The 18,629-nt window shown below is 32.9% G+C and carries 22 protein-coding genes, 1 tRNA gene and 2 pseudogenes; 10 read left to right on the top strand and 15 right to left on the bottom strand.

All coding sequences use genetic code 11. The features are described 5' to 3' along the window. Positions 1 to 197: 197 nt before the first annotated feature. Both cmoB and cmoA read right to left on the bottom strand, forming a co-directional pair. Positions 198 to 1,166 (bottom strand): tRNA 5-methoxyuridine(34)/uridine 5-oxyacetic acid(34) synthase CmoB, encoded by a 969-nt coding sequence (gene cmoB, locus ACGH6S_RS06900; RefSeq protein WP_174798179.1) that lies wholly within the window; start codon positions 1,164 to 1,166, stop codon positions 198 to 200. A 37-nt stretch (positions 1,167 to 1,203) separates the two neighbouring features. After that, positions 1,204 to 1,935, bottom strand: coding sequence for a carboxy-S-adenosyl-L-methionine synthase CmoA (cmoA, locus tag ACGH6S_RS06895; RefSeq protein WP_065561420.1), 732 nt, complete (start codon positions 1,933 to 1,935; stop codon positions 1,204 to 1,206). Positions 1,936 to 2,007: 72 nt separating this feature from the next. Between cmoA and ACGH6S_RS06890 the strand changes: the two genes are divergently transcribed. Then, positions 2,008 to 3,153: a metallophosphoesterase gene (locus ACGH6S_RS06890; RefSeq protein WP_143422002.1), complete on the top strand. Its 1,146-nt coding sequence runs from the start codon at positions 2,008 to 2,010 to the stop codon at positions 3,151 to 3,153. 28 nt (positions 3,154 to 3,181) lie between these two features. Further along, positions 3,182 to 4,264, top strand: a complete 1,083-nt coding sequence (gene rnd / locus ACGH6S_RS06885) for a ribonuclease D (protein WP_174798180.1) — start codon at positions 3,182 to 3,184, stop codon at positions 4,262 to 4,264. Positions 4,265 to 4,291: 27 nt separating this feature from the next. Here rnd and ACGH6S_RS06880 read toward each other — a convergent pair whose 3' ends face one another. Further along, positions 4,292 to 4,984, bottom strand: a complete 693-nt coding sequence (locus tag ACGH6S_RS06880) for a 5'-methylthioadenosine/adenosylhomocysteine nucleosidase (protein WP_174798181.1) — start codon at positions 4,982 to 4,984, stop codon at positions 4,292 to 4,294. 98 nt (positions 4,985 to 5,082) lie between these two features. Here ACGH6S_RS06880 and ACGH6S_RS06875 point away from each other — a divergent pair, with 98 nt between their 5' ends. Next, positions 5,083 to 5,853, top strand: a complete 771-nt coding sequence (locus ACGH6S_RS06875) for an SDR family oxidoreductase (protein WP_411578566.1) — start codon at positions 5,083 to 5,085, stop codon at positions 5,851 to 5,853. A 27-nt stretch (positions 5,854 to 5,880) separates the two neighbouring features. Continuing rightward, a complete protein-coding gene (locus tag ACGH6S_RS06870) occupies positions 5,881 to 6,750 on the top strand; it encodes a co-chaperone YbbN (RefSeq protein ID WP_065589816.1) in 870 nt (289 codons plus the stop codon). Between the two features lie 251 nt (positions 6,751 to 7,001). Here ACGH6S_RS06870 and map read toward each other — a convergent pair whose 3' ends face one another. Beyond that, on the bottom strand, positions 7,002 to 7,790 hold the full coding sequence (gene map / locus ACGH6S_RS06865; RefSeq protein ID WP_174798184.1) for a type I methionyl aminopeptidase: 789 nt from the start codon (positions 7,788 to 7,790) through the stop codon (positions 7,002 to 7,004). A gap of 221 nt (positions 7,791 to 8,011) precedes the next feature. Between map and rlmC the strand changes: the two genes are divergently transcribed. The 3 genes from rlmC to ACGH6S_RS06850 all read left to right on the top strand — a co-directional run bounded on the left by rlmC (position 8,012) and on the right by ACGH6S_RS06850 (position 11,747). After that, the gene (gene rlmC, locus ACGH6S_RS06860) at positions 8,012 to 9,154 is read left to right on the top strand and encodes a 23S rRNA (uracil(747)-C(5))-methyltransferase RlmC (protein WP_085164076.1); all 1,143 of its coding nucleotides are present in this window, start codon (positions 8,012 to 8,014) and stop codon (positions 9,152 to 9,154) included. Positions 9,155 to 9,406: 252 nt separating this feature from the next. Further along, on the top strand, positions 9,407 to 10,975 hold the full coding sequence (gshA, locus tag ACGH6S_RS06855) for a glutamate--cysteine ligase (protein WP_174798185.1): 1,569 nt from the start codon (positions 9,407 to 9,409) through the stop codon (positions 10,973 to 10,975). Continuing rightward, entirely contained in the window at positions 10,968 to 11,747 is a 780-nt protein-coding gene (locus ACGH6S_RS06850; protein WP_174798186.1) for an endonuclease/exonuclease/phosphatase family protein, read from the top strand. Before gshA ends, ACGH6S_RS06850 begins: the two co-directional genes overlap by 8 nt. On the opposite strand, the gene ACGH6S_RS06845 is transcribed toward ACGH6S_RS06850, so the two are convergent. From ACGH6S_RS06845 to rnhA, 3 genes and pseudogenes are all read right to left on the bottom strand, one after another. After that, complete coding sequence (locus ACGH6S_RS06845) at positions 11,728 to 12,963, bottom strand: transglycosylase SLT domain-containing protein (RefSeq protein ID WP_065639678.1); 1,236 nt, start codon at positions 12,961 to 12,963, stop codon at positions 11,728 to 11,730. The genes ACGH6S_RS06850 and ACGH6S_RS06845 overlap by 20 nt on opposite strands. A 40-nt stretch (positions 12,964 to 13,003) precedes the next feature. After that, positions 13,004 to 13,731 (bottom strand): annotated as a pseudogene (gene gloB / locus ACGH6S_RS06840) (hydroxyacylglutathione hydrolase). Positions 13,732 to 13,816: 85 nt separating this feature from the next. Beyond that, positions 13,817 to 14,290 (bottom strand): ribonuclease HI, encoded by a 474-nt coding sequence (rnhA, locus tag ACGH6S_RS06835; protein ID WP_065589823.1) that lies wholly within the window; start codon positions 14,288 to 14,290, stop codon positions 13,817 to 13,819. Between the two features lie 179 nt (positions 14,291 to 14,469). Between rnhA and dnaQ the strand changes: the two genes are divergently transcribed. Further along, a complete protein-coding gene (dnaQ, locus tag ACGH6S_RS06830) occupies positions 14,470 to 15,204 on the top strand; it encodes a DNA polymerase III subunit epsilon (protein WP_244178508.1) in 735 nt (244 codons plus the stop codon). 116 nt (positions 15,205 to 15,320) lie between these two features. Beyond that, positions 15,321 to 15,397, top strand: a tRNA-Asp gene (locus ACGH6S_RS06825). 49 nt (positions 15,398 to 15,446) lie between these two features. On the opposite strand, the gene ACGH6S_RS06820 is transcribed toward ACGH6S_RS06825, so the two are convergent. The 8 genes and pseudogenes from ACGH6S_RS06820 to ACGH6S_RS06785 form a co-directional block, all read right to left on the bottom strand. After that, positions 15,447 to 15,743 carry a tyrosine-type recombinase/integrase gene (locus tag ACGH6S_RS06820; protein ID WP_411578567.1) on the bottom strand — a complete coding sequence of 99 codons (297 nt, stop codon included), beginning with the start codon at positions 15,741 to 15,743 and terminating at the stop codon, positions 15,447 to 15,449. Further along, on the bottom strand, positions 15,700 to 16,215 hold the full coding sequence (locus ACGH6S_RS06815) for a tyrosine-type recombinase/integrase (protein ID WP_411578568.1): 516 nt from the start codon (positions 16,213 to 16,215) through the stop codon (positions 15,700 to 15,702). Before ACGH6S_RS06815 ends, ACGH6S_RS06820 begins: the two co-directional genes overlap by 44 nt. A 72-nt stretch (positions 16,216 to 16,287) precedes the next feature. Then, on the bottom strand, positions 16,288 to 16,482 hold the full coding sequence (locus ACGH6S_RS06810; RefSeq protein WP_238786375.1) for a hypothetical protein: 195 nt from the start codon (positions 16,480 to 16,482) through the stop codon (positions 16,288 to 16,290). 68 nt (positions 16,483 to 16,550) lie between these two features. Next, positions 16,551 to 16,700, bottom strand: a pseudogene (locus ACGH6S_RS06805) (helix-turn-helix domain-containing protein); the annotation flags it as partial. A gap of 78 nt (positions 16,701 to 16,778) precedes the next feature. Next, positions 16,779 to 17,174 (bottom strand): hypothetical protein, encoded by a 396-nt coding sequence (locus tag ACGH6S_RS06800; RefSeq protein ID WP_174798190.1) that lies wholly within the window; start codon positions 17,172 to 17,174, stop codon positions 16,779 to 16,781. Positions 17,175 to 17,230: 56 nt separating this feature from the next. Then, positions 17,231 to 17,434: a hypothetical protein gene (locus ACGH6S_RS06795; RefSeq protein WP_174798191.1), complete on the bottom strand. Its 204-nt coding sequence runs from the start codon at positions 17,432 to 17,434 to the stop codon at positions 17,231 to 17,233. A gap of 51 nt (positions 17,435 to 17,485) precedes the next feature. Next, positions 17,486 to 17,650 carry a hypothetical protein gene (locus ACGH6S_RS06790; RefSeq protein ID WP_411578569.1) on the bottom strand — a complete coding sequence of 55 codons (165 nt, stop codon included), beginning with the start codon at positions 17,648 to 17,650 and terminating at the stop codon, positions 17,486 to 17,488. Between the two features lie 3 nt (positions 17,651 to 17,653). Further along, a complete protein-coding gene (locus ACGH6S_RS06785) occupies positions 17,654 to 18,283 on the bottom strand; it encodes a KilA-N domain-containing protein (RefSeq protein ID WP_411578570.1) in 630 nt (209 codons plus the stop codon). A 176-nt stretch (positions 18,284 to 18,459) separates the two neighbouring features. On the opposite strand from ACGH6S_RS06785, the gene ACGH6S_RS06780 reads away from it, so the two are divergent. Then, a partial coding sequence (locus tag ACGH6S_RS06780) for a transposase (protein ID WP_411578571.1) occupies positions 18,460 to 18,629 on the top strand: 170 nt, incomplete at its 3' end.

Below are 18,629 nucleotides of genomic sequence, written 5' to 3'. Positions count from 1 at the left end.
TATATAAAATAATTATATTTAAACACATAGTTACCTGAAAGTTTTTGACAACACTTTTTTTGTCTTTTAGTGATAGATGTTAGTCAATTAAAAAATAAACCAAATATAACTTAAGATACTATGATTTTTTACATTTCAAGGCAACCTGTAGCGGAACCTTAATTCATAAAGCTAATAACGCTTTTTTTATTATATTATTATTTTTTTGCGATAAAAACAGCTCGCATTGGGGCAGGGTAGCCTTCAATTGTTTTGGTTGAATCATCTGGATCTAAAAAGTTGGCCAGAGAATCTGATGTCATCCATTCAGTTTTGCGTTGTTCATCAAAATTAGTTAATGATATATCAACCATTCTTACATCTGAATACCCACATTTTTCCAGCCAATTAATCATTGTAGGAGTAGAAGGTATAAAATAGACATTACGCATTTGTGCATAACGATCACCTGGCATTAACGCTTGATGTAATTCTCCATCAATAACCAAAGTTTCAAGTACTAGTTGTCCACCTTCAACCAATTGATCCTTCAATTGGAATAAATGGTCAAGTGGCGAGCGGCGATGATATAAAACCCCCATTGAAAATACGGTATCAAAAGCATTAAGTTTAGGGAGATGTTCAATTCCAAGTGGTAATAAATGTGCTCGCTGATCGTTACCTAGTAGTTTACGAATAGCTTCAAATTGGCATAGATAAAGCGCCATAGGATCAATTCCGACAGCAAGTTTTGCTCCAGCGCCAATCATTCGCCATAAATGATAACCACTGTTACAACCCACATCTAAAACAATTTTATCTTCTAAACAATCAATATGATTAATTAAGCGTTCCCATTTCCAATCTGAACGCCATTCTGTATCAATATCAATTCCATACAAGTGAAAAGGACCTTTGCGCCATGGCATCATATTTTTTAATAATTGTGTTATCCTCTGCTGTTCACCCGTAGAAAGAGGCTCTTTTGATTTCGCTGTGACACTATGTAATAAATCAATTTGATAAGGTGAGATGGATGGTAAATGTTTAATACTGTTTAGCCATTGATTAAAGCGACTATCTATGTTTTGTTTTTGCCAATTTGCGAGTTGTGCAGGTAATACTTCAAGCCAACTACTAAGTCTATTTTTTGCGATAATCTGGTAAAAATCACCAAAATCAATCATTCTGTTATCCTTTATCAATTACGCTTAAATTAATCTGTTATTTTATGGCAATAATAGATCCAAAATTAAAACATTGGAACCAAGTGTCAATGTGTTTAAAACCAGCTTTAGATAGTCGCTGTTTATGTGTTTCGATAGTATCTGTTAGCATGACGTTTTCCAGCATGTTACGTTTTTGACTGATTTCAAGCTCACTATAGCCGTTAGCACGTTTAAAATCATGATGCATATTAAATAGTAATTCATCAATGCAGGTATCACTAAAGCTAAATTTTTCAGATAGGACTAAAATGCCATTTGGTTTTAACGCATTATAGATATTATTTAAAACACGTTGACGATTTTCAGGAGTTAAAAATTGTAAGGTGAAGTTGAGTACAACCATTGATGCGTTTTGCATGTTAATATGGCAAATATCATCACAAATTACGTCTACAGGTGTGCTTGATTTGTAGGATTCAATATGCCGCTTACAACGTTCAACCATTGGCTGAGAATTATCAACCGCAATAATATGGCAATTTTCTTGATTGACATTGCGTCGAATAGATAATGTAGCAGCGCCTAATGAACAACCTAAATCATAAATCATTGAATTAGGTTGTACAAATCTTCCAGCTAGCATGCCGATCATCGAGATAATATTAGAATAACCAGGAACAGATCGCTGCACCATATCAGGAAAAACTTCGGCAACTTTCTCATCAAAAGTCCAATCCCCCAATTTTTCAATAGGTGTGATGAATAATTGGTCTTTTTTAATATCCATAAAAAGTTATTGGTACGAAAAAAAATAATTTTGTTATCATATCATTATTCGTCTTCAATTGTTCAGATAATTATGAGTTTTATTTATTTTTCTATTTTATTTATGATGATAGTGATCAGTATTTTAATGATTGCTTATTTAGGTAAACGATGGGCATTTTGGTTCAATTTTCATTTTACTGGTTATTCTAAAATCATCTATTGGTTAATTGTTGCAATTGCTGGATTATCACTGGTGCTTTCTAGGGCATTAGATGGTATTTTTAATAAGCTATCTCTGATTTTTAATATTATTTTTGCTGGATTTTTGTGTAGTATTTTTATTTTATTGATTTTTGATGCGATCTATTTGCTCTGCAAAAAAAAATTAAAGCCTAACTTACTGCTTAGAATTGTTTATGTAAGTTTAGTTTTTTCACTATTTTATTACAGCCATGAAATGGCAATTAGTCCGAAAACCGTTTATTATCAAGTAAAAATAGATAAACCTGCTCATGTTGAAAATCTGCGTATTGTGCAGCTTAGTGATATTCATATTAATGAATTAACTTCGAGTGGATTTATTCAGCAAATGATAGATAAAGTAAATCAATTAAATGCAGATTTTATTGTAATTACAGGTGATACATTAGATAAACGTTTGGCGCCCTTTACAGAACTAGGTTTTGATAAGCAATTTCAGCAGTTAAAATCGAAACATGGTACCTACGTTATTTTTGGAAACCACGAATATTTAAATATTAGAAATCAAAATAATAGTGAAGAGAATATTATTAATGCTTTTAAGCAAGCAAAAATGAAGGTTTTAAAAGATGATATTGTATATCTTGATGATATAGGAATTACATTAATTGGGCGAGATGATTTTTCTTCTGTGCTTTATGATGTGAAAAGATCCACATTAGCTGATTTGATGATGTTTGCAGATAAAAATACACCCGTTATTTTATTAGATCACCAACCCAAAGATCTTACTGAACCAGCAAAGTTAGGTGTTGATTTAATGATTTCTGGGCATACTCATGCTGGGCAAATATTTCCAATTAACCTTATTGAAAAATTAATGTATAAAAACGCTTATGGTTTGTATCAAAATGAAGATAATAACTTTACTAGCATAGTAAGTAGTGGATATGGTTTTTGGGGACCACCTATTCGCTTAATGACTCGCTCTGAAATTGTGGTGATTGATGTTGTATTTAAAAAAAGTACACAATAAATAGATTTATCTAAATAGGAATTTTACTTTGTCTTATCAACTTATTGTTAATAATGATCAGCTAGCTGAGTTTTGTTCAAAAATCGAAAAAAGCTCAGCGATTGCATTAGATACAGAATTTGTACGTACGTGTACATTTTATCCACATTTAGGGCTATTGCAGGTCTTTGATGGAAAACATGCTGCATTAATTGATCCAATCACTATTAGTGATTGGCAAGATTTTTTAACGATCTTAAAAAATCCTAAAATTGAAAAGTATTTCCACTCGTGCAGTGAAGATATCGAGGTTTTCCTTTATTACTTTGGAATGGTGCCGACTCCTATTATTGATAGCCAAATATTGGCTTCTTTTTTAGATAATCCGTTAAGTTCTGGTTATGCCAGTCTAGTAAAAAAATATTTAGAAGTAGAGCTAGATAAAAGTGAAACTCGAACAGACTGGTTAAAACGACCATTAACCGAAAAACAGTGTGAGTACGCTATTAATGATGTGTTATATCTTTTTCCATTGGTAAACATTCTAAAATCACAATTAACCGAAAATGATTATTTGCAAGCCGCTTATCAAGAGTGCCAAATGGCGGTGGCTCGTAAATGTACAGTGATAGATCCAAACAATGCTTATCTAAATATTAAAAATAGTTGGCAATTGAAAGGGAAAAGTCTAGGTCAATTGTATAAATTAGCAAGTTGGCGATATAAATTGTCCAAAGAGCAAGATATCGCTTTAAATTTTGTTATACGCGAAGAAGTTTTGTGGAAAATAGCACGTTATTTACCGTCTTCATTAGCTGAACTTGATAAATTAGGGATGAAAGGTAAAGAAATTCGTTTATATGGGCAAAAAATTCTCGATATTTTATCTGAACCGATACCCGAGGTACCACTTATTCGTAGAATTAATACTTATCCCGATTTCAAGAAGATCTCGGATGAATTAAAAAAAGCGGCTCAAATCATTTCATTAAAAACAGGGCTTAATCAAGATTTGTTACTTTCACGGCGATTAATTAATCAATATATTAAATGGAAAATTGATAAAAAAGGTGACGTACCAGAAATACTAACTGGTTGGCGTCAACCTTTGTTTAGTGAATATTGTTTGTGACATCAGTATGCTCTTTTTGAAAAGAGTTTAGGTTAGCTCGCTTAACATTGATTCAACAATTAAGGACGATTGTGTGGCTGCAAGTTTTAAAAATGACTGAAAATCCATTGCAGATTCATTATCACCATTATCTGAGATTGCTCTTACCACTACAAACGGTACTTTAAATAGCCAGCAGACATGCCCAATTGCTGCGGCTTCCATTTCTACTGCTATGGCATTTGGAAAGGTTTGTTTGATTCGTTCTAATGTATCTTTACCATTAATAAATGCATCACCACTACCAATTGAGCCTTCAACTGCATTAACACCTTGTTTTTTTATACATGATTTGGCTAATGATTGATATTGTTGGCTTGCTTCAAATACAACTGGGCAACCGGACATTTGCCCTGGTTTATAACCAAAAGCGGTTAAATCGACATCATGATAAAATACGTCTTTTGATACGATAATGTCACCAATATTGAGTTCGGTTGAAAGTCCTCCAGCTGAACCGGTATTAATAACGGCATCAACCTTGTAATTATTTAATAATAATGTTGTGCCTGAAGCTGCGGCTACTTTACCAATGCCTGATTGAAGTAGAACTATTTCACAACCGGCAATTTGACCAAGGTGAAAATCACAACCTAAATGGCGTTCAACTTGATAATGGGTAATTTTACTTTTTAATATGGCAACTTCTTCTTCCATTGCAGCAATAATAGCGATTTTCATACGATCCTCTGGCTTAGTTTGGGTAACTTCTATTTAAGTGTGATATCATAATTGCAGAAGATTAGCTTGACAATATATGAATAAAACGGAGATAAAAATTGAAAACAATTTTTATTACAGGCTGTTCAAGTGGAATAGGACTTATTTCAGCCATTGCATTAAAAAAACGTGGTTATCGTGTTATTGCGTCTTGTCGCAAAAAGTCTGACCAGCAAAAATTAATTGAACAAGGATTTGAAACCGTATTACTTGATTTAGATGATCCTGATTCTGTTCATTTAGCCGCTAAAGAAGTGTTAACTATGACAGGCGGACAATTATATGCATTATTTAATAATGCCGGCTTTGGAGTATATGGGCGATTAGCAACAATTAGCCGAGAGCAGTTAGAGTCTCAATTCTCAACCAATTTCTTTGCTGTACATCAGTTAACTCAGTTACTACTTCCTGCAATGCTTGCAGAAAATGAAGGGCGTATTATACAAACCAGCTCAATTGTTGGCATTGTTGCCACTCCTGGTAGAGGAGCTTATTCAGCAAGTAAATATGCTTTAGAAGCATGGTCTGATGTACTAAGATTAGAATTAGCTAATACCAATATCAAAGTTAGTTTAATTGAACCGGGGCCATTAAAAACGTATTTTTCAAATAATGTTAATCAAATAGAAAAAGAAAATATTGTAAAAAATCCACCTATTGCCAAACGATTTACGTTACCGCCTGAGGCTGTGTTGCCTTACTTATTCCATGCACTTGAACATAAAAAACCCAAAATACGTTACAGGGTAACAAAAGTAACAAAAATAGCGGCTATTGCTAAACGTTTGCTTCCTGATAGATTAATGGATAGAATTTTAAAAAATAAATAATGAATCAAAGTATTCTTAGGACATAATATGCAAAATCAATTTATTTTTGATGTTAATGAACAAAATATTCAAGAGATTATAAAAAGATCTTCTCAATCCCCTGTGTTGTTTTATTTTTGGTCATCAAGAAGTCCCAATTATGAAGCAATGACTCAAACTTTAACTAAATTAGCTAATGAACATCATGGTCAATTTATTTTGGCAAGTGTTAATTGCGATGAAGAGCAAATGCTGGCTGCTCAATTTGGTTTGCGGGCCATTCCAACTGTTTATTTATTTCAAAATGGTCAACCTGTTGATGGCTTTCAAGGTCCTCAATCCGAAGAAACCATTAAAACTTTTTTAGAAAAAGTGCTACCAAATGAAGATGAGCTTAAATTAATTGAAGCACAAAATTTATTTCATGAAGCTAAATATGAAGAAGCATTACCACTGTTACGGCAAACCTGGAAATCATTAACCGATCATTTGGGTAAACCGAGAACCGATATTGCATTAATGCTAATAAAATCACAAATTGAACTTAAACAGCTAAGTGAAGCAAAAGAAGTGCTGGCAACTATTCCGCTACAAGATCAAGATTCAAGCTATCATGGATTACAAGCCGAAATTGAATTACTTGAACAAGCGGCTAATTCACCAGAACTACAACAATTACAGGCAGAATTTGCTCAACATCCTGATAACGTTGAACTAATGATTCAATTGTCTTCCCAATTAATGCATGTAGGACGTCATGAGGAAGCATTAGAGTTGTTATTCAAACCATTGACAAAAGATCTTAATGCTGGTGACGGGCAAGTGAAGAAAACATTACTCGATTTATTGGCGGCATTAGGAACAAGTAATCCGTTAGCTAGTAGTTATCGACGTAAATTGTATACTTTATTATATTAAGATTTATGAAATTTAAACTGGAACAAATTTTAAGCGTTTACTTATAGGTTTATTGTTTTTGCTAAGTATAAACAGTGGGTTTGCTATTATATGTGCTTCTTATGTTCGTTCTCTAAAAAAAGATATACATAGAAGTAAAATCGATGAACTAAATAAAAAATTAGCACAAAAAAATTCGAATATAAAAATTATTGATAGAGACTTATAAAGTTAAACGATTCAACAATAAGCTATTGTTGAATCGTTTTTATTTAGTGTTCAATAATTCGAGGGAAGTTTTCATTACTACGCAATGTTAAGACTTCAACTCCATTATCAGTAACTAAAATAGTATGTTCATATTGAGCGGAAAGTCCATGATCTTTGGTTTTAACTGTCCAGCCATCTTTCATGGTACGAGTACGCCAATCACCCGTATTTATCATTGGTTCAATGGTAAAGGTCATTCCTGGTTTTAAAATTACACCGCCGTCATCAGCATCATAATGTAAAACTTGAGGTTCGTCATGATAGACTTCACCAATACCATGACCACAGTATTCTCTAACAGATGAAAATCCAAATTTATCAACATGTTTTTGAATGGTTTTACCAATTTCTTTTAGACGGATACCTGGTTTTATAATTCTAATTGCTGCATATAGACTTTCTTGCGCTACTTGACACAGTTTTTCACCAACAATTGTCGGTTTACCTGCTATGTACATTCTGGATGTATCGCCATGATAGCCATCTTTAATAACTGTCACATCAATATTTAGAATATCGCCATCTTTTAACTTTTTGTCAAAACTTGGAATACCATGACAAACCACATCATTAATTGAAATACAACTGGTGTGTTGATAACCATGATAACCAATATTAGCCGGAATAGCCTTTTGGACATTGACGATATGTTCATAACAGATCTTGTCTAGTTCACCTGTAGTAATACCAGGTTTAACATAAGGCTCTATCATTTCTAAAACTTCAGCAGCGAGTTTGCCTGCTATACGCATTTTTTCAATTTCAGCTGGGGTTTTTAACTTTATAGACATTAATTTTTTCCTTTAATATTAATGACAATATCCTATCATACAGCACTATTTCGTCAAATTATACCAGAGAATTAATTATACCTTTTTCTTATATTCCTATAATTTTTTTGTAAAAAAGTTTCAGGAAAATATATGTTTTAGTATAAAATTCAAAACTATTGTTATATTCGTTCGATATTCTGTATATAATTATACCCATTATAAAAAAGGCTTTAATCGCAATGCAATGTCGCTTTTACCAACAAAAAAAGTGTTTATCTTGTCAATGGATTGAACATCCTTATCATGTACAACTGGCAGAAAAACAAAATAAGTTATTACAACAATTAATCCAATTTAAACCAAACAAGGTTGAAGAACCTTTTGCTAGTCATGAAACCGCTTTTCGTAATAAAGCAAAGATGGCAGTGTTAGGTAGTGTCGAAAAGCCCGTTTTAGGTATACAAACGGGGAATGAGGCCGTCGATTTATGCGATTGTCCTCTTTACTCAAACAGTATGCAAAATATCTTAAAACTTGTTCGAACTTTCATTCGTAAACAAGGGCTTATTCCTTATAATATTAATAAGCGTAAAGGGGAGTTGAAATTTGTTATAATTACTGAAAGTAAAATTGAGAGTACGAGCAACTTTATGTTGCGATTTGTTTTAAAATCACACAAGTTTGTTGCTAAAATAAATAATTCTATTAAACAATTACAAGACAAAATTCAAAACTTAGACGTAATCTCGATAAATATTCAACCAAATCATGCGGCTATTTTAGAAGGTGAAGAAGAAATAGTCTTAACTGATAATTCATTTCTTCCGATAACTTTAAATAACACTCCTCTTTTTATTAAACCTAAAAGCTTTTTTCAAACAAATCCATATGTTGCCAGCAGCCTTTATAAAACAGCAAGTGACTGGATCACAGATTTACCTATTCATTCTATTTGGGATATGTTTTGTGGGGTAGGTGGTTTTGGGTTAAGTTGTGCTAACCTTGTTGCTGAGAAAAATATTAGCCTTACAGGTATTGAAATTAATTCAGATGCAATTGAGTGTGCAACTAAATCAGCAAAAAAATTAGGTTTTAAACAATTAAACTTTAAAGCATTTGACGCAACACAATACGCTACAGCTCAAAAAAATGTACCGGATTTAGTTTTACTAAATCCCCCAAGACGAGGGGCAGGTAAAGTACTTATGCAGTATTTGAAACAAATGGCACCTAATTATATTATGTATTCAAGTTGTAACTTATTTTCATTAGTTGATGATTTAATGTTACTGCCAAATTATCAAATCCAAAAAGTAAAATTATTTGACATGTTTCCGCATACTTCACATATGGAAGTATTAGTTTTATTGCAACGATTATAAATAAAATAGATTTATGATAAATATTATATGTGCTATTTCCTATCCATGAAATAGCTGTTATTTTTTTAAGTTGCCATGTATTTAAGATCGAATTTTTTGTAATAAAAATAGTAAATTATAGTTTTTAGGATTGCTATGTTACGGCGTATAATACTAATTTATTCCAAGTGTTGTCATAAATTAGCCCATCGCATAATTTTAAATTATGTTAATATAAATATTAAATAACTACATTTTAAGGAAGCGCAAAATATGATTCCTGATGTCTCAAAAGCACTTAGTTGGTTAGAAAAACACTACACCATTTTACAAGGTATTCAACGTGGTATTGAACGAGAAACTTTACGTATTTTGCCTGATGGATCATTGTCAAAAACGCCATTTCCTTCAAAAATTGGTGCTGCGTTAACCCACCCTTGGATAACAACTGATTTTGCCGAATCAATGTTAGAATTTATCACGCCAGTTAATACTAATATTGATTATATGTTGACGTTTTTGCGCGATTTGCATCGTTATGCTAGCGTAAATATTGGTGATGAAATGATGTGGCCTTTAAGTATGCCTTGTTTTGTTGCAAACGAAAAAGATATTATTCTTGCTCAATATGGTACTTCTAATGAAGGTCGCTTTAAAACGATTTATCGTGAAGGATTGAAAAACCGCTATGGTGCAATGATGCAGACCATTTCAGGTGTTCACTATAATTTTTCACTACCAACTGCATTTTGGCAAGCAAGAGAAGGGGTTAAAAATACCGAAGAAGGCAAAGCTGTAATTTCTGAAGGTTATTTTACCTTAATACGAAATTATTATCGTTTTGGTTGGGTTATTCCTTATTTATTTGGTGCATCGCCATCAATGTGTTCTTCATTTATTCAAGATCCAGTTAAAGCACAAGCCTTTATTGAACAAACAAATGGCAACTGCTATTTGCCTTATGCAACTTCTTTAAGATTAAGTGATATTGGATACACCAATAATGCTCAAAAACAGCTTGGTATTACTTTTAACCATTTAAATACATATGTTGAGGGACTAAAACGTGCAACGCGCACAAAGTCTGTAGATTTTGCTAAGTTGGGAATTAAAGCGGATGGGCATTATCGCCAATTAAATGATAATGTATTACAGATTGAAAATGAGTTTTACGCACCTATTCGACCTAAACGAGTGCCAATGGCAGGGGAATCTCCATCGGATGCACTTTTGCGTGGTGGTATTGAGTATATTGAAGTAAGAGCATTAGATGTTAATCCATTTTCGCCAATAGGAATTACTGAAGATCAAATACGTTTTATAGATCTATTTTTAATTTGGTGTGCACTAGCACCAGCCCCAGAGATGAGTAGTAAAGAACTTGAATGTGCTAAATTGAATTGGAATAGAGTCATAATAGAAGGGCGAAAACCAGGACTTGAGATTGGTATTGGCTGTGAAAGTAATCGAGAGCCATTATCTAAAGTTGGTCACGAATTATTTAAAGATTTGTTACGTGTTGCTGATGTTTTAGATCATCAAGATGATATGCAGCGTTATCGTAATGTTTGTGAACGTCTAGATTTAATGTTTGATCAACCAGAATTAACTTTATCAGCAAGAACATTGCAAGCAATAAGTGATTTAGGTACAGCAGAATTTGGTTTAGCTTTAGCAAATCAATATAAAAAACAACTTATGGTAGAACCTTTAGCATTATTAACTGAAGGTGATTTTGTACAACAACGACATTTATCTATTGAGAAACAGATAAAGAAAGAGCAAGGAGATACTTTATCTTTTGATGAATATTTGGAAAAATTGAACGCCAAAAATGTTTAAAAAGCGCTGTTATACTTTACGTTATCAGGCAGATAACAAAGTTGAGTTGGTTTTACCTAATCAATCAATAGTAGTTAATACGCCATTAATTGATCAAACATCGTTTTCTATTTTAGTTTGGAATATTTTTAAACTAAAAAGGGCTGATTGCATTGATATACTCAAAAACTATGTTGATAAGACTAAACTTATTTTGTTACAAGAAGCTCAAACAACATCGCCATTACTAAATTTTATTTCACAACACAATAAAATTGCGGATCATGTTCCAGCATATTGTTTTAACGATATTTATGCTGGAGTCATGACAATTTCAGACACTTTGCCAACCTCACTTTTTTCTTTTAGAGAAAAAGAACCATTAATCCGTGTCCCTAAATCTGCTTTAATTACTATTTATCCTATTAGCAATTCCAAACAACAGTTATTAGTTGCTAATATTCATGCTGTAAATTTTAGTATTGGCGTAAAAGTTTATCGCCAGCAAATACACATGCTATTAAATCATATAAAAGAGCATACTGGTCCAGTGATTTTGGCCGGTGATTTTAATGCATGGAGTCGGCAACGATTAAATTTGTTGTATCATTTTGTCCGTTCAATTGAACTTAAGCCGGTTAATTTTTCAGTAGATGTTCGAAAGAGATTTATGGGCAGACCACTTGATTTTATTTTTTATCGAGGATTACAACTTAATGCGGCTGAAATTATTAGCACAACCGCATCAGATCATAATCCTTTATTAGTAAATTTTAGATTGGATTTGCGTTGACAAGATTAATTGTCAACATATCACCTTCTTGAACTCTAGAATTCTTTAGATTATTCCATTGCAAGATATCGGTAATTTTCACACGATAATTTTGAGCTATAGAGTAGAGGCTATCTCCTGCTTTAACAAGATAAACAATCTTTTTTACATTTTTGGAAAAACTATCCTTACTTACTATACTGTTACTTTGAATAAAACTTGTTCTAAATTCAAACGCCATATTAGAACGAGGAGTATCTTGTAAAAGTTCTGTAATTTCATTCACAACAAGGTTTTCTGCTTGTAGCTTTTTGAATAAACTTTTAGCATGAGCATAAGGAACAAGCAAATGGAAAGGGCCATTTACTGTTTGTTGCACATATCCAGCATTATAAGTAGCTAACTCATCAAGTGATAGTTCTGAGTATTTAGCAATTTTAGCAAGAGAAATATTTTTTGATATATCAATTCTAACGAGTGAATTTTCATAATTACAATCAGGTAATTTAATTCCATATCGTTTATTATTCTTAACAATATCAATAATTGCTAAAATTTTAGGCACATAGTGCATAGTTTCTGTTGGTAAGTCTAGCGACCAATAATTAATTGGTAAACCTTTAGCCTGATTTCTCTCAATGGCTTTTCTTACTCTACCTTCACCTGCATTATAAGCAGCCAAGGTTAATAGCCAATCACCATCAAAACGCTTATTTAAATTTTGTAAAAGTGAAATAGCTGAATTAGTCGATGCAATTAGATCTCGACGAGCATCAAACGAACTACTTCGCTGTAGTCCATACTCTTTAGCTGTAATAGGAACAAATTGCCATAATCCTGCAGCTTGAGCAGAGGATGTAGCAAGTGGGTCATAAGCGCTTTCAATAAGAGGAATTAAAGCTAGCTCAGCAGGTAAGTTATTTTTATGAAGCTGATTAATAATGTAATAAACATAAGGCTCTGAACGTAACGCAACGGCTTCAAAACCTTTAGGATTACGTAATAATCGTTCTCTTTCCGCGCTAACGCGACTATTTTCTGGAACATTAGCCTCAATCTGATTCAGCATATATTGCCATGGATTTTGAGTGATAGATACATAATTACTGGAACTATTTGTATTATTAGCTGTGTTTTTTGAATACTTTATTCTAACAACAGGATTATATCGTGGTCCATGATGCTGACATGCGATTAAAAACAAACATAACGCTGTAAATATTAATAACTTTTTCATTAGTCCGTAAATTTTACCTAAATTAAGATTAGCATTATACCTAAAAAATATCTTTTTGGCTTCTAAAAAAAACAAACAATTCTAATTCATTATTAATTTTGAACTTATTTTGTAATTTAGTTTCATAACATCGTAAAAATAAATTAATTTTTTTTCGTCAGATAAATTAGACGGTAATGTTATTAATTTATTAGAAATCGAATCTAAATAGCTTTCGATATTTTTGTCATCGGGCAGCATTTGGGACGCAAATGCTAAATTTGATAAAGTATATTCATGACCTGCACAGATTAAAGTATCATTAGGCAGTTGTTTTAATTGTTTTAAAGAATTTAACATTTGTTCATGAGTCCCTTCAAAAATCCTTCCACAACCGGCTGAAAATAAAGTATCTCCGGAAAATAAATAGGGCCTGCAATAATATGCCAAATGACCAAGAGTGTGCCCTGGTACTTCTATAACTTCAAAACTAAAATCACTAATACATACTTTATCTTGTTTGATAAGATAATTAATTGGTAAATTGATTTCACTTGGACCGTAAACATCAATATCTTGATATTGAGCTTTTAATTCGTTTACTCCTCCAGTGTGATCAATATGGTGATGAGTAAGTAAAATTCCAAGGGGTATTAATTTATGCTTATTAATATAATTAATAACAGGTTCGGCTTCCCCAGGATCGATAATTATGGCTTGGTTACTGGCATTGGTTAGAATCCAAATATAATTATCCTTTAAGGATGCAATGCTATGTAGTTTATACATTTTAATTTTTTACCATTAATTATAAATTATGTCGTTAAAAGCAAATAAACTTTTTAAAATTGAATAAAAATATTTAATTAATACATTAACCATTTATGCATTGTTCAAATATAGTATCTTGTAGTGTAGGGGACTGAGCTTGTGTTTTAGCTATAATGTCACAACGCTCGTTTTCAATATGCCCAGCATGACCTTTTACCCAAATCCATTCAATTTTGTGAGTTTGTACTACTTGATCAAGTCTTTTCCATAAATCAACATTTTTTACTGGTTTTTTGTTGGCGGTCTTCCAACCATTTTTTTTCCAACCATGTATCCAATTAATAATTCCATTTCGCAAATATTGACTATCAGAATATAATTCAATTTGACAAGGCTGCTTTAATTGCTCTAAAGCAACAATTGCAGCTAATAATTCCATACGATTATTCGTAGTTTTAAAAAAACCTTCTGATAATATTTTTTCGTTTGTTTTATATTTTAAAATTGCAGCATAACCACCAGGACCGGGGTTACCTAGGCAAGAGCCATCAGTATATATTTCAATTTTTTTTAACATCTTTTTAATTTCATTTATGACTATTTAAATTTTTTATTAATTCATTTACTGTAATTCTGTGACTTAAATAAATTAAGGACTATATTAATTTTTGAATGTATCAACTTTAAGGGATTTTGGTGCTAGACTATACCACTAAATAAAAGTTTTTCCCAACGATTGATATAAAAGAGAAGAAAGTGATCCATAATTCTACACGACAAATTGTATTAGATACTGAAACGACAGGTATGAACCAAGAAGGTAATAATCATTATGAAGGACATAAGATTATTGAAATTGGCGCTGTTGAAATTATTAATCGACGTTTAACTGGTAACCATTTTCATGTTTACATAAACCCCGAACGCTTAATTGATGAAGATGCATTTAAAGTGCATGGAATCAGTGATGATTTTGTTAAAGATAAACCTATATTTAAAAATGTTGCTCACGATTTTATTAAATTTATAGATGGTGCCGAGTTAATTATCCATAATGCATCATTTGACGTAGGTTTTATGGATTATGAATTTCGTCTTTGTGGTCTGGATTTTAAAACAGCTGATCATTGTATTATTACTGATACCTTGGCTATGGCAAGGCGTTTGTTTCCAGGTAAACGTAATAATTTAGATGTGTTATGTGAACGTTATCAGATAGATAATTCCCACCGAACATTGCATGGTGCATTATTAGATGCTGAGATTTTAGCTGAAGTCTATTTAGCTATGACAGGTGGGCAAACGACATTGTCTTTTAGTTCTGAAGATAATAACTCATCTTTATCAGAATCTAATTCAATTAAAAGAGTAGAACGTAATGGTGTGCCTTTGAAAGTAATCAGAGCCACAGGACATGAACTTTCTGAACATGAGATTATTTTAAAAAAAATTGACAAAAAAAGTGGGGGAGCATTGTGGAATATAAATTAATGATTGTTTTGTATTCAATTGATCGTATATTTTAAAAATTTTATTGACGAGAATAAAAATAATCTTTAATATCACGCCTACTTTAACGTTTCGACGTTAAAGCTATCAAATAAAGCGGAGCGGTAGTTCAGTTGGTTAGAATACCTGCCTGTCACGCAGGGGGTCGCGGGTTCGAGCCCCGTCCGTTCCGCCAATTCATTAAGAATATCAATCGATTAAAGCACTCCACGAAAGCGCTTTTTTTATTGCAATACTCTTTGTGTCAAATTTGTGGCACTTTCTGATAACGCATTTTCCGAAGCTACTAGAAAATGCCTAGAAGATAAGTGGGCATATCTTCTAACTGTATCAGCTTTACTCCACGCTCCTAAATCTTGTAGTGCGTGTGGATGAGTGCCATTCATGGAGTGTCTGCTTGCCCAAACATGCCTTAAATCGTGAAATCTAAGATGGGATAGACCAGCTCTTTTACGAGCGTTTCTCCATACTTTTGAATTAGCACGCTTTATTGGATGGATTACCTTTGTAAGTAAAAACATTGGTTGGGTGTTTGCCTTGCAAATTTTCTAAAACATACAATGCAACGCTGTTTAATGGAATACCAATACCTTTGGTCTTTACTTTCCCACTACCGATGTTAACCCATGCATGACGATTTTTAATATCAACATTTTCCCACAAAAGACCTGTGATATTACTCATTCTTAAACCTGTTGCTAGTGCAAAAAGAACAATAGGTATTAAATGAGCAGGTAATTCATCAACAAGCCTTTTTTCCTGATTCGGTGTTAGCATAACTTGTCTTGGTGGTGGTTCTGGTAACATTTTTATAGCGGGTACTTTATCAAGGATATCATTCTCATATGCGCAATTAAGTACGCCTCTAATCTGTTGCAGTACACCGTTAACAGTTCTGTTTTTTACGCCTGTTTCCTGTTTTTCTTTTTTGATAAAATTTATTAAATTGCGATCAATTTCTGAAATATATTTATTAGCTAAATATTTATCCAACCAAATTAGATCGTAATTTTTATTTTCCTTTCTTTCTGGTTTCTCGTTTAACCAGACAACAACAGCTTCTATTCAAGTATATTCTGGTCGTTCACCCAATTTTGCCACTCGCCAGATTGTATCATATTCTCGAGCAGCTAGCTCTAATGCTTTTTGCTGATCGCTAGTCCCAGAGCTTTTGCGTACTCTTCCGGTACCATTCGGTGAGCTGTACGCGTAGTGCCAGATTTCGCCCTGTTTGTATAATTTAATTGGTTGCTTTGACATTTTTTTAACTCCTCAAACTCATTATGTCGCAGCACCTCTTGCGAGGTGTCATTTTGATTTCTTTTTATGTAATTATCAAGATCTTCTTTCTCAAAAAACCAGTGTCCTTTTTTACCGCTACGTTTGTATCCCTTGATAATTCCTTTTGATGCTTTAGCTCTTACATTAGTTGGATGTTCTTTTAAATAACTCGCAGCTTCTTTTGTTGTGTAATACATAATTTTTTATCTAAATTTAATATTTTCACCAAATTTGGCGTTAATTCATTAGAATTATCCCCCAATGGGGGATATTGTTTATTTGTTTAACTCTGATGGTTTCTTTTCAACAATCTTCATAAATCCAACACCGAAATACTTAATATAAAGATCATTAATAAAAAAGAGCATTTCGTTAGCCATCCCAAGCCTTTCTTCATCCCAGCTATCAAGCGCGGCATGCACCTCATCTGCAATAATGCCGAATGCGTTAGCAGCTAAAGCTGACTGATTTAAAAGCGCACCAGCTATAAATGAGCTGAATTGATTACGTATATCTTCATTAGAAAAGTTATTAAGTAAATTAGAATCGCTTGTAACTGAAAAATCTGCATTTGGGTTATGCTTTTTTGCTAACACTATAAATTGCTGTCTTACCGCATTTGCCGCAACTTCATTTAATTCACTGTTAATAATCATTTTAGTTAAGCTCATCTTTATGCCTCCTATTTAATATGTACGCATCAAGTTTGTTATTTTGTATTTTTCCATTAGTTGCTTTTACCTTGTGTTAATTGATACTCAATAGCAGAACGGAATCCTTGCGCAAACACATCAAAGATTTGTGCCGTATCGTTTTCAACATAGTTGTTTAATGCTTTGATGCTTGGGTCTCGAACCAATGAAAAATCTAGTTTATTTTTAACAACAAACTTTTCAAAACAAGTGTGAACAGTAAACATAAGATTATTCATTGGATGATTCCTCCATTTTTATAAAAGCATTTTCTATAACACCTTTTAATATCAGTAACAACCGAATTGATTCATGGTTTCATCATCCACAGTAGTTAAATCGGCACAACGAAGCGTGTCAGCAATAGCGCCGATACCGTCTGCGATACTAAGCACTTCTCTTAATTCTTCTTTAGAGGCAGATGTTGATAATAAATAATTAACTGGGTTATACATGGGTTATACCTTCATATGTGATTTAATGGCTTTTATTCCATTTTCGTTGTAACGAAAGTTAGTGACTTGCTTATCTGAATGTTCAGCTTTATCTAGCACAAAGATGCCATTTTCCGCTGTCTTCAAATTGTACTTATTAGCAATTAGTCCCACCTTGTGACCTGATATTCCCAGTTGTGCGCCGACTTCTTTTGCTGAATAAGTTTGACCATCTAGAATAGGATAGGGGACAACAGAACCTGCGATTGGATTAATTAACTTAGCATAGATAGCTTGTTTTGATGGCGAACTCAAATTAGATAAGTGGCCACATAATTTTTCAGCAACGTTATAAACTTCTTTTATCGCTCTTGCTTTTCTTAACTCCGGTAATCCTGAGTTATCAATTTTCGGCGTAGGTGTAAGCTCTCCTTTTTTGTAATCCAAAAATACTTGGTTAACCGTCAACTGAAATTTTGGACTGATCCAACCGGCATAAGAAATGGCCAAAAGTTCATGGGCGAATGTACCAGAAGAAATACCGCCTTTTGTGATAGTGATTATTTCTTGACCAAAGGCAGAATTCTGCCTTAGCTCTTCAATAAGTTCTTGAGTGGACTTTGTTGCTAACCATGCTTTGGAATGGCAACACATTTTCAAACAAAAAAATTAAGGGGTAAGTGTTTTTTAAATTCAACGGGAGGCAAGTAGCCTAACGAAGAATGTAATCGTTTATGCCTATTGGTTGGATCGGCTACACTAATTCATACAACTTTTTTAAGGGGTAAGGTAAACTTATAACAACTAAAAAAGGAACAAATATTAATAAGATTAAACACAAAAGACGAAGATTCACAGATGATTTTAAACAGCAAATGGTCAGTCTTTATCGACATGGTAAATCACGTAGTGAAATCGTTGCAGAATATGATTTGACACCATCAGCTTTGGACCGTTGGATAACGCAAGCAAGCCAAAGCGGCTCATTTAAAACAAAAGA

Origin of the sequence: Gilliamella sp. BG3 (assembly GCF_046635605.1) — a bacterium.
GTDB classification, from domain to species: Bacteria; Pseudomonadota; Gammaproteobacteria; order Enterobacterales; family Orbaceae; genus Gilliamella; species Gilliamella bombi.
Note: the sequence above shows the minus strand (reverse complement) of the source record. Positions and strands in the feature narration are given on the sequence as shown.

Coding starts and splice junctions, on each gene's coding strand:
- cmoB (WP_174798179.1), bottom strand. CDS start 1,166: ATGATTGATTTTGGTGATTTTTACCAGATTATCGCAAAAAATAGACTT.
- cmoA (WP_065561420.1), bottom strand. CDS start 1,935: ATGGATATTAAAAAAGACCAATTATTCATCACACCTATTGAAAAATTG.
- ACGH6S_RS06890 (WP_143422002.1), top strand. CDS start 2,008: ATGAGTTTTATTTATTTTTCTATTTTATTTATGATGATAGTGATCAGT.
- ACGH6S_RS06880 (WP_174798181.1), bottom strand. CDS start 4,984: ATGAAAATCGCTATTATTGCTGCAATGGAAGAAGAAGTTGCCATATTA.
- ACGH6S_RS06870 (WP_065589816.1), top strand. CDS start 5,881: ATGCAAAATCAATTTATTTTTGATGTTAATGAACAAAATATTCAAGAG.
- map (WP_174798184.1), bottom strand. CDS start 7,790: ATGTCTATAAAGTTAAAAACCCCAGCTGAAATTGAAAAAATGCGTATA.
- rlmC (WP_085164076.1), top strand. CDS start 8,012: ATGCAATGTCGCTTTTACCAACAAAAAAAGTGTTTATCTTGTCAATGG.
- gshA (WP_174798185.1), top strand. CDS start 9,407: ATGATTCCTGATGTCTCAAAAGCACTTAGTTGGTTAGAAAAACACTAC.
- ACGH6S_RS06850 (WP_174798186.1), top strand. CDS start 10,968: ATGTTTAAAAAGCGCTGTTATACTTTACGTTATCAGGCAGATAACAAA.
- ACGH6S_RS06845 (WP_065639678.1), bottom strand. CDS start 12,963: ATGAAAAAGTTATTAATATTTACAGCGTTATGTTTGTTTTTAATCGCA.
- rnhA (WP_065589823.1), bottom strand. CDS start 14,290: ATGTTAAAAAAAATTGAAATATATACTGATGGCTCTTGCCTAGGTAAC.
- ACGH6S_RS06820 (WP_411578567.1), bottom strand. CDS start 15,743: ATGTTTTTACTTACAAAGGTAATCCATCCAATAAAGCGTGCTAATTCA.
- ACGH6S_RS06810 (WP_238786375.1), bottom strand. CDS start 16,482: ATGTCAAAGCAACCAATTAAATTATACAAACAGGGCGAAATCTGGCAC.
- ACGH6S_RS06800 (WP_174798190.1), bottom strand. CDS start 17,174: ATGAGCTTAACTAAAATGATTATTAACAGTGAATTAAATGAAGTTGCG.
- ACGH6S_RS06795 (WP_174798191.1), bottom strand. CDS start 17,434: ATGAATAATCTTATGTTTACTGTTCACACTTGTTTTGAAAAGTTTGTT.
- ACGH6S_RS06790 (WP_411578569.1), bottom strand. CDS start 17,650: ATGTATAACCCAGTTAATTATTTATTATCAACATCTGCCTCTAAAGAA.
- ACGH6S_RS06785 (WP_411578570.1), bottom strand. CDS start 18,283: ATGTGTTGCCATTCCAAAGCATGGTTAGCAACAAAGTCCACTCAAGAA.